Annotated in this window: 9 protein-coding genes and 1 pseudogene; 2 read left to right on the top strand and 8 right to left on the bottom strand. The window is 73.4% G+C overall.

From position 1 onward, the window contains the following. The 6 genes and pseudogenes from B7767_RS11345 to hrcA form a co-directional block, all read right to left on the bottom strand. Positions 1-971, bottom strand: a pseudogene (locus tag B7767_RS11345) (PD40 domain-containing protein); the annotation flags it as partial. A gap of 45 nt (positions 972-1,016) precedes the next feature. Further along, positions 1,017-1,523, bottom strand: a complete 507-nt coding sequence (locus tag B7767_RS11340) for a hypothetical protein (RefSeq protein ID WP_085572090.1) — start codon at positions 1,521-1,523, stop codon at positions 1,017-1,019. 230 nt (positions 1,524-1,753) lie between these two features. Next, positions 1,754-2,494, bottom strand: coding sequence for a 16S rRNA (uracil(1498)-N(3))-methyltransferase (locus B7767_RS11335; RefSeq protein ID WP_085572089.1), 741 nt, complete (start codon positions 2,492-2,494; stop codon positions 1,754-1,756). Continuing rightward, positions 2,491-3,564, bottom strand: coding sequence for a nitronate monooxygenase (locus B7767_RS11330; protein ID WP_085572088.1), 1,074 nt, complete (start codon positions 3,562-3,564; stop codon positions 2,491-2,493). The genes B7767_RS11335 and B7767_RS11330 overlap by 4 nt, the downstream gene beginning before the upstream one ends. Before the next feature lie 337 nt (positions 3,565-3,901). Next, positions 3,902-5,038: a molecular chaperone DnaJ gene (dnaJ, locus tag B7767_RS11325; protein ID WP_085572087.1), complete on the bottom strand. Its 1,137-nt coding sequence runs from the start codon at positions 5,036-5,038 to the stop codon at positions 3,902-3,904. Further along, the gene (gene hrcA / locus B7767_RS11320; RefSeq protein ID WP_030858250.1) at positions 5,038-6,054 is read right to left on the bottom strand and encodes a heat-inducible transcriptional repressor HrcA; all 1,017 of its coding nucleotides are present in this window, start codon (positions 6,052-6,054) and stop codon (positions 5,038-5,040) included. The genes dnaJ and hrcA overlap by 1 nt, the downstream gene beginning before the upstream one ends. Before the next feature lie 170 nt (positions 6,055-6,224). Between hrcA and B7767_RS11315 the strand changes: the two genes are divergently transcribed. Next, positions 6,225-6,959, top strand: coding sequence for an MBL fold metallo-hydrolase (locus B7767_RS11315; RefSeq protein WP_085572086.1), 735 nt, complete (start codon positions 6,225-6,227; stop codon positions 6,957-6,959). Between the two features lie 34 nt (positions 6,960-6,993). Further along, entirely contained in the window at positions 6,994-7,794 is an 801-nt protein-coding gene (locus tag B7767_RS11310; protein WP_085572085.1) for a DUF3097 domain-containing protein, read from the top strand. A 171-nt stretch (positions 7,795-7,965) separates the two neighbouring features. Here the strand turns inward: B7767_RS11310 and hemW are convergent, their stop codons facing one another. Beyond that, a complete protein-coding gene (gene hemW, locus B7767_RS11305; protein WP_085572091.1) occupies positions 7,966-9,198 on the bottom strand; it encodes a radical SAM family heme chaperone HemW in 1,233 nt (410 codons plus the stop codon). A gap of 27 nt (positions 9,199-9,225) precedes the next feature. Further along, the coding region (locus B7767_RS11300) for a PP2C family protein-serine/threonine phosphatase (protein ID WP_143652354.1) at positions 9,226-9,850 on the bottom strand (625 nt) is incomplete at its 5' end.

The raw sequence follows: 9,850 nt of genomic DNA, 5'->3' as shown, positions 1-9,850 counted from the left end.
CGGGCGGGGCCGGCGCGGTGGGTGACCCAGTGGACGGTGCCGCGCACGCAGACGGCGCTGCCGCGCGCGGTGTGGTCGGGGGCCGCGGCGCCGAACCAGCGGGCGGCGTTCACCGGGAACGGCTGGAGGTCGACGCGCTGCCCGCCGAGCCGGATGTCGAGGCGGCGCGGCCCGTCCCCGTCCAGGTCGTCCAGCAGCCACAGTTCACCGGCGCTGGAGTAGACGACGCGGGTGCCGTCACCGGCGGCGTGCCGGGCGTAGAAACTGTCGAGCGGCGTGTGCCTGCGGAGGTCGGAGCCGTCGGCGAGGGAGGAGTACAGGGCGCCGGTGCCCTCGTGGTCGGAGAGGAACGCGATCCTGTCCCCCACCCACAGCGGGCACTCGATGTTCCCGTCGAGGTCCTCGTGCAGCCGTACGAACTCGCCGTCGCCCTCGCGGTCGATCCACAGCTTGCCCGCCGTACCGCCCCGGTAGCGCTTCCACCAGGCGGCCTCGCGGCTCATCGGCGCGGACAGCAGCACGGTGTGCGGGCCCTGGGCGACGTCACCGACGGGACCGTAGGGCAGGGTGGTGGCGGGGCCGCCGTCCAGGGGGACGGCGCGGGCCCAGGTGCGGCGGAAACTGGCCTGGCCCTGGGAACTGGTCACCAGGACCCGGCCGTCCGCCGTCCAGCCGCGCGTCCGGGTGGTGGTGCTGCCCCAGTGGGTGAGGCGTCTGGTGGGACCGCCGTCGACGGGCGCGACGTGCACCTCGGGGGCGCCGTCGCGCGTGGAGGTCCAGGCGACGGTGGTGCCGTCGGGCGAGATACGGGGCTGGGTCACGGGCACGTTGTCGGCGCTGACCCGCCAGGCCCGGCCGCCGTCGAGCGGGGCGAGCCACACGTCGTCCTCGGCGGTGAAGGCGACCAACTCGCCGTGCAGATGCGGGAACCGGAGATAAGCGGCGGATGCGACCGATGCGGGCTGTGTCACCCGATCACCCTATGCACGGGGGAGCCGCCTGGACAGGGGTTTGGATCACTTGCCCTCGACGGGGCGACAGGAGGGGTACTGCTCGCACCACACGGTCGTCGTGACGGTCACGGTGACGGTGGGGTCCGGGCCGCGGCGCGTGGGTTCACCCACGCGCGGGGGGCTGGTGGAGTCGCAGTCGCCCAGGCCGTCGACCCGGAAGAGCTGCTTCCCGCCGACCTTCGCGGTGAGGTTGCCGCGCACACAGGCGCCGTTGACGGCGTGGGTGACCTTGCCGGTGACGGTGATCTCCTTGCCGTCCTGGGTCTCGCCCTGGCAGTCGACGGAGGCGACGGTGTCCTGGCCTTCCTTGTCCCCGAAGGATCCGGTGCAGCTGAGCCAGCGCACTTCGGCCTTCCGCCGGTCGAGTTCCTCGGTCACGGTCTGGTCGGTCGTGAACGCGACGGCCGCGGAGCCGAGTCCGCCGCCCTCGCACGCGGTGACGCCGGCCACGGCGGCCACGGCGAAGCCGGCAGCCAGTACCTGTCGCGGGATCCGTTTCATCGCCCCCATGGACGGCAGCCTGCCACCGTCACCGGCGGGACGGTAGGGCGCATATGGTCACTTGGTTTCCCGCCCCGCCGCCCTTACCCGTCCCATCCCGGGGGCGCTGCCCCCGGACCCCCGCTCCTCAAACGCCGGAGGGGCTGAGATTTAGCTCCTCCGGCGTTTGAGGAGCGGGGTCCGGGGCGGAGCCCCGGGTTCGGGACGGGAAGGGGCGGCGGGGGCGGAAAACCCTCAGCTCAGGACCAGCGGCCCGTGCGCCCGAGCAACAGCGCCGCCGCGGCCGTCCCGGCCGTGGACGTGCGCAGCACACTCCGCCCCAGCCGGAACGCCCGCGCCCCGGCCGCCTCGAAGAGCGCCAACTCCTCCGGAGAGACCCCGCCTTCGGGCCCGACGACCAGAACGATGTCACCGGAGGTGGGAAGCTCGGCGGTCGCCAGCGGCTCCGTACCACTCTCATGCAGCACCGCCGCGAACTCCGCTTCGGCGAGAAGTGAGGCAACCCGCTTGCTCGTCACCGCGTCCGCGACCCGCGGGAAGCGCACCCGGCGGGACTGCTTGCCGGCCTCCCGCGCCGTCGCCCTCCACTTGGCGAGGGACTTCAGCCCACGCTCGCCCTTCCACTGCGTGATGCAGCGCGACGCCGCCCACGGCACGACCACGTCCACGCCGACCTCGGTCATCGTCTCCACGGCCACCTCGCCCCGGTCGCCCTTGGGCAGGGCCTGGACGACGGTGAGCCGGGGGAACTCCTCGGGTTCCTCCACGACTTGGCCGAGCCGCACGATCAGCCGGTCCTTGCCCTCGGCGGCGTCCACCTCGCCCTCGGCCCAGCGGCCCGCGCCGTCGGTGAGGACGACGCCCTCGCCGGCCCGCAGCCGCTTCACGGAGACGGCGTGCCGTCCCTCTGGCCCGTCGAGCACGTAACGGCCGGAGCCGTCCGTGTCGAAGTGGGCGACGACGAACACCGGCGCGGTCATCGGGCACCTCCCGCCGACAACGCCGTCCGGGCGGCGGCCAGTTCGGCGGCCAGCACCTCCACCAGTCGCCCGGCGGGCAGCTCGCGGGCCATCCGGTGACCCTGCCCCGCCCACAGCGCCAGGCCCTGCGCGTCACCGGCCTTGGCGGCGGCCTTGCGCAGGGGCGCGGTGAGGTGGTGGACGTCCGGGTAGGCGGCGGGCGCGTACGGGCCGTGCTCGCGCAGGAAACGGTTGACCAGGGCGCGGGCCGGGCGGCCGGAGAAGGCGCGGGTCAGCTCGGTGCGGGCGTACAGGGGGTCGGTGAGGGCCTGTTTGTGCAGGGCGTGCGCGCCGGACTCGTGGGCGGCGACGAAAGCCGTGCCGAGCTGGGCCGCGGCGGCACCGGCCGCGAGGACGGCGGCGATCTGGCCGCCGCGCATGATGCCGCCGGCGGCGACGACCGGGATGCCGACCGACTCCCGGACCTGGGCGACGAGGGAGAGCAGTCCGACGCCGGATCCGTCCGTCTCCGGGGCGTCGCGGTGGGTGCCCTGGTGGCCGCCGGCCTCCACGCCCTGCGCGATCACCGCGTCCGCGCCGGCCCGTTCCACGGCTCGGGCCTCCTCCACGGTCGTGGCGGTGACCAGCGTGAACGTACCGACGCGGCGCAGGGAGTCCAGGACCTCGCGGGCCGGCACACCGAAGTGGAACGACACCACCGGCACCGGGTTGTCCAGCAGCACGGCGAGTTTGGCGTCGTAGCCGTCGTCGCGGCCGCTGTCGGGGTCGCCGAGCCGGGTCTCGTACCAGGCGGCCTCACCGGCCAGCTGGTGGGCGTAGACGCCGACGGCGGCCGGGTCGGCCGTCTCCGGCTGCGGCAGGAAGAGGTTGACGCCGAAGGGCCGGGAGGTCAGTCCCCGTAGCTGCTTGATCTCCTGGTACATCCCGTCCGCGGTCTTGTACCCGGCGGCCAGGAAACCGAGCCCGCCCGCCTCGGACACGGCCGCGGCGAGCTGCGGCACGGCGACACCGCCCGCCATGGGTGCCTGCACGATCGGGTGCGGGCAGATATCGGTCAGTACGGAGGACATGACGGCATGTTGTCACGTCCCCCGACCAACACCGAATCTGCCCTTCCCCTTGGCATAAGCCACTTTTCGGCAGACCGGCGGAACGGCCCTCAACGCCCGTCGAAGGCGTCCTTCAACCGCGAGAACAGCCCCTGCCGACCCGGCTGACCGTGCCTGCCCGGGGGCACGACCCCCGGACCCCCGGCAACGGACCACCCGCCCGGCACCGGCCGGTCACCGCCCGTTGAAAGCGTCCTTCAACCGCGAGAACAGCCCCTGCCGACCCGGCTGACCGTGCCTGCCCGGGGGCACGACCCCCGGACCCCCGGCAACGGACCACCCGCCCGGCACCGGCCGGTCACCGCCCGTTGAAAGCGTCCTTCAACCGCGAGAACAGCCCCTGCTGACCCGGCTGGAACTGCCCCGTGGGCCGTTCCTCGCCCCGCAGCTTGGCCAGTTCCCGGAGCAGGCGTTCCTGCTCCGGGTCGAGCTTGGTCGGGGTCTGGACCTCGACGTGGACGATCAGGTCGCCCCGGCCGCCGCCGCGCAGGTGGGTGACGCCCCGGCCGTGGAGCGGGATCGACTGGCCTGACTGGGTGCCGGGCCGGATGTCGACCTCCTCCATGCCGTCCAGCGTCTCCAGCGGCACCTTGGTGCCGAGGGCCGCCGCCGTCATCGGGAGGGTGACCGTGCAGTGCAGGTCGTCGCCGCGCCGCTGGAACTGCGCGTGCGGGAGCTCGTGGATCTCCACGTACAGGTCACCGGCGGGACCGCCGCCGGGCCCGACCTCGCCCTCGCCGGCCAGCTGGATCCGGGTGCCGTTGTCGACACCGGCCGGGATCTTGACCGTGAGGGTGCGCCGGGAACGGATGCGGCCGTCGCCCGCGCACTCCGGGCACGGAGTGGGGACGACCGTGCCGAAGCCCTGGCACTGCGGGCAGGGGCGGGACGTCATGACCTGGCCCAGGAAGGACCGCGTGACCTGCGAGACCTCACCGCGGCCCCGGCACATGTCACAGGTCTGCGCGGTGGTGCCCGGAGCCGCGCCCTCGCCGCTGCACGTCGTGCAGACGACGGCCGTGTCGACCTGGATGTCCTTGGTCGTGCCGAACGCGGCCTCGTCGAGCTCGACGTCGATGCGGATCATCGCGTCCTGGCCCCGGCGGGTGCGCGAGCGCGGCCCGCGCTGCGACGCCGTGCCGAAGAACGCGTCCATGATGTCGGAGAAGTTGCCGAAGCCACCGGCCCCGAAGCCGCCCGCACCACCGCCGCCGGCCTGCGAGAGGGGGTCGCCGCCGAGGTCGTAGACCTGCTTCTTCTGCGGGTCCGACAGCACCTCGTAGGCGGCGTTGATCTCCTTGAACCGCTCCTGCGTCTTGGGATCAGGATTGACGTCCGGATGCAGCTCGCGGGCGAGCCGCCGGAAGGCCTTCTTGATCTCCTCCTGCGACGCGTCGCGGCGCACGCCGAGTACGGCGTAGTAGTCCGTGGCCACTACGACTCCGCCAGGATCTGTCCGACGTACCGTGCCACTGCGCGTACCGCTCCCATCGTTCCCGGGTAGTCCATGCGGGTCGGTCCGACCACGCCGAGCTTGGCAAGAGCCTCGCCGCCCGAACCGTAGCCCACCGACACGACGGACGTGGAGTTGAGTCCCTCATGGGCGTTCTCATGACCGATACGGACGGTCACGCCCGGATCCTTCGCCTCACCGAGCAACTTGAGGAGCACCACCTGCTCCTCCAGCGCCTCCAGGACGGGCCGGATCACGAGAGGGAAGTCATGTCCGAAGCGGGTGAGATTGGCGGTGCCGCCGATCATCAGCCGCTCCTCGTTCTCCTCGACGAGCGTCTCCAGGAGAGTGGAGAGCACCGTCGAGACCGTACCGCGGTCGTCCGCCTCGAAGGCCTCGGGGAGGTCCTCGACCAGGCTCGGCACATCGCTGAACCGGCGGCCGGCGACCCGGCTGTTGAGCCGCGCCCGCAGATCCGCCAGCGACGACTCGCCGAACGGCGCCGGGCAGTCGACCATGCGCTGCTCGACCCGCCCGGTGTCCGTGATCAGCACCAGCATCAGCCGCGCGGGGGCGAGGGACAGCAGTTCCACGTGCCGCACCGTGGAGCGGGTCAGCGACGGGTACTGCACGACGGCGACCTGCCGGGTGAGCTGCGCGAGCAGCCGTACGGTCCTGGCCACCACGTCGTCGAGGTCGACGGCGCCCTCGAGGAAGTTCTGGATGGCCCGCCGCTCGGGCGGGCTCATGGGCTTGACGCCGGCCAGCTTGTCGACGAACAGCCGGTAGCCCTTGTCGGTGGGGATGCGCCCGGCGCTGGTGTGCGGCTGGGCGATGAAGCCCTCGTCCTCCAGGGCCGCCATGTCGTTGCGCACGGTGGCCGGGGAGACGCCGAGGTTGTGCCGCTCGGTGAGGGCCTTGGAGCCGACGGGCTCCTCGGTGCCCACGTAGTCCTGGACGATGGCGCGCAGCACCTGGAGCCTGCGTTCACTGAGCATCGCGCACACCTCCAGAAGCCTTCCGCGCGGTACCTTCCCTGTCCGCCTGGCACTCTTCGCACGCGAGTGCCAGACTTCCCCGCCCAGTGTACGGCCGGGGGGTACGCACCGGGCAAGGCCGGTCCCCGCGCCGTCCCGCCGGACGGCGTCGTCCCCGATAGCGTCCCGGCATGACCGTGACTTGGGAAGAGTCGGGATGGGAGCAACTGGCCGCCGGGGTGGGGCGGTGCCGGCTGCCGGGGTGGGACTGCACGGCGGGGCTCGTCGTGGGCGCGGAGGGCGTGCTGCTCGTCGACGCGGGTTCCTCGCTGGGCGAGGGCGCGTGGTTGCGGGCGCGGGCGCAGGCGCTCACCGGTCGCCGTGTGACGCATCTCGCGCTCACCCACCCCCACTTCGACCACGTCCTCGGGTCGGCGGTGTTCGCGGGCGCGGAGGTGTTCGGCGCGGTGGGCGTGGACACCGTGCTGACGGGGCGCGGGCGGGAGGAGCTGCGCGCGGACGCGGTGCGGTGGGGGCTGGACGCGCGGGTGGCGGAGGAGGCCGCGGACGCACTGGTCCCGCCGCGGCACGCGGTGTCCGGCGAGTGGACGCTCGACCTCGGCCCGGACGGCGGCCGGCAGGTCCTGCTGGCGAACGTGGGCCCCGGGCACACCGCCCACGACCTCGCCGTCCTCGTCCCCGGCGATCCGGAGGTGGTCTTCTGCGGCGACCTGGTCGAGGAGTCGGGCGAACCGCAGGCCGGCCCCGACGCCGTACCGTCGCACTGGCCGGCCGCGCTGGACCGGCTCCTCGAACTGGGCGGCGAGGACGCGTTGTACGTACCCGGTCACGGAGCGGTGGTGGACGCGGCGTTCGTACGGGCCCAGCGCGACGCCCTGGCGGCCCGTTTCGGCGTGTCGCACTGATCACGGCGGGCGCGTTCCTCGTATCGTCGTCAGAATGCGCCAGTACTCCGCCGATCTGACCCCTCCGTGGAAGAAACCGCAGCCGGTTCCCGAGGTCGCGGCCGAGCCGGGCCTGGTGGTGGAGGAGCCCGGCACCGGCTTCTGCGGCGCGGTGATCCGCTGCGAGGCGGGCACGGTGACGCTGGAGGACCGCTTCGGGAAGCACCGGGTGTTCCCGCTGGAGCCGCGGGGCTTCCTGCTGGAGGGGCGCGTGGTGACGCTGGTGCGGCCGGCCGCCGGTCCGGTACGGCCCACCCGTACGGCGTCCGGTTCCGTCGCCGTCCCTGGCGCGCGGGCACGGGTGGCCCGCGCGGGGCGCATCTACGTCGAGGGGCGGCACGACGCGGAGCTGGTGGAGAAGGTGTGGGGCGACGACCTCCGCATCGAGGGGGTGGTCGTCGAGTACCTGGAGGGTGTCGACGACCTGCCGTCGATCGTCGAGTCCTTCGCGCCGGGCCCGGACGCGCGGCTGGGCGTCCTGGTGGACCACCTGGTCCCGGGCTCGAAGGAGTGGCGGATCGCCGAGGCGGTGACGAGCGAGCACGCGCTGGTGGTGGGCCACCCGTACATCGACGTCTGGGAGGCGGTGAAGCCGGCGTCCGTGGGCATCGAGGCGTGGCCCCGGGTGCCGCGGGGGCAGGACTGGAAGACGGGGGTGTGCCGGGCGCTGGGCTGGCGGGTGGCGAACACCGGCGAGGCGTGGCAGCGGATCCTCGGCTCGGTGCGGTCGTACAAGGACCTGGAGCCTCAGCTCCTGGGCCGCGTGGAGGAACTGATCGACTTCGTCACGGCATGAGTTTCCTCGCCCCCGCCGCCCCTTCCCGTCCCAAAACCGGGGCTCCGCCCCAGACCCCGTTCCTCAAACTCCCCCGGAGAGGCTGAAATTTAGCCCCTCCGGCGTTTGAGGAACGGGGGTCCGGGGGCAGCGCCCCCGGGGAAGGGAAGGGGCGGCGGGGGCGAAGGAAGGTCAATCGACCAGGTCCCGCACCACCGCGTCGGCGAGCAGCCGCCCCCGCAGGGTGAGGGCCGCACGGCCCTCCTCGTACGCCCCCTGCCGGAGCAGCCCGTCCGCCAGGGCCCGGCGGGCGGCCGCGAGCCCCTCCTCACGGAGGAGCGAGAGAGGAACCCCCTCCTCCAGCCGCAGCTCCAGCAGGATGCGCTCCACCCGACGGTCCTCGTCCGACAGCAGCTCCCGTCCCGCCCCCGGCGACCGCCCCTCCGCCAGCGCCGCCGCGTACGCGCCCGGGTGCTTGACGTTCCACCAGCGCACCCCGCCCACGTGGGAGTGGGCGCCGGGGCCCGCGCCCCACCAGTCGGCGCCGCGCCAGTACAGCTCGTTGTGCAGGCAGCGGCCGGCCTCCGACGTGGCCCAGTTCGACACCTCGTACCAGTCGAAACCCGCCCCCGACAGCATCTCCTCGGCGATCAGGTAACGGTCCGCGTGGACGTCGTCGTCCGTCATCGGGACCTCGCCGCGACGGATGCGGCGGGCGAGCTGCGTGCCCTCCTCGACGATCAGCGCGTACGCCGAGACATGGTCGGGACCGGCGCCGATCGCCGCGTCCAGGGACGCCCGCCAGTCCTCGTCGGACTCCCCCGGCGTGCCGTAGATCAGATCGAGGTTGACGTGCTCGAAGCCCGCCGCGCGGGCCTCGGCGACACATGCCTCGGGGCGGCCGGGGGTGTGCGTGCGGTCCAGGATCCTCAGCACGTGCTGCCGGGCGCTCTGCATGCCGAAGGAGATCCGGTTGAAGCCGCCGGCCCGCAGGGTCGCCAGGTAGGCCGGGTCGACCGACTCCGGGTTCGCCTCCGTCGTCACCTCGGCGTCCGCCGCCAGCCCGAACTCGTCGCGGATCGCCCCCAGCATCCGTACGAGATCGCCGGCGGCCAGCAGGGTGGGGGTGCCGCCGCCGACGAACACCGTGCGGACCTCGCGCGGGTCGTCCCCCAGCACCTTGCGGGCCAGGCGGACCTCGTCGATCAGGGTCCCGGCGTAGTTGTCGCGGGAGGCCAGTACACCGCCGCTGCCGCGCAGCTCGGTCGCGGTGTACGTGTTGAAGTCGCAGTAGCCGCAGCGGGTCGCGCAGTACGGGACGTGGAGGTAGAACCCGAGGGGTCGGTCGGCGGCCCCGGCGAGCGCGGACGCGGGCAGCGCGCCGTCGGCGGGGACGGGCTCGCCGTCGGGGAGTGCGGAAGGCATGTGCTCCATTGTCCCGCACCGGCCGTGTCATTCCGCTTGGAGCACCAGCAGGGCGAGATCGTCGGCGGGCGGACGGGCCCCGAACTCGTGCACGAGCTGTGTGATCCGTTCCGCTATCGGCCCGGCGTCCATCCCCGCGCACCCCGACAGGGCCGTGGCGAGCCCGTCGCCGTCGTCGAACTGGCGGGAGCCGGAGCGCCGCTCGGTGACTCCGTCGGTGACGCAGAGCAGGGTGTCGCCGGAGTACATCTCGAAGGTCTCGCTGGTGTAGGTGACGTCCTCGACGACCCCGAGCAGGGTCTGCGGCTGGGCGACCGTACGGACCGAGCCGTCGGGGGAGAGCAGCAGGGGCAGGGGGTGTCCGGCGGAGGCGAGGGTGCAGCGGACGCCGCCGTCGAAGGGGACGAGTTCGCCGTAGAGGAGGGAGAGGAAGCGGGTCTGGGGGCCGTCGCCGGGGGCGGTCGGGCGGGCGCCCGCGGCCACCAGTGCGCGGGCGGCGGCGTCGGCGGCCTCGGTGGCGTCGTCGAGGAGGAGCTGGTTGAGGCGGTCCAGGACGTCGGCGACGCGGTAGCCCTCGCGGGCGAGCAGCCGCAGCCAGGGGCGGGCGAGGCCGATGACGACGGCGGCCTCCGGTCCCTTGCCCTGGACGTCG

It is taken from the genome of Streptomyces sp. 13-12-16, from assembly GCF_002114215.1.
Classification (GTDB): domain Bacteria; phylum Actinomycetota; class Actinomycetes; order Streptomycetales; family Streptomycetaceae; genus Streptomyces.
Note: the sequence above shows the minus strand (reverse complement) of the source record. Positions and strands in the feature narration are given on the sequence as shown.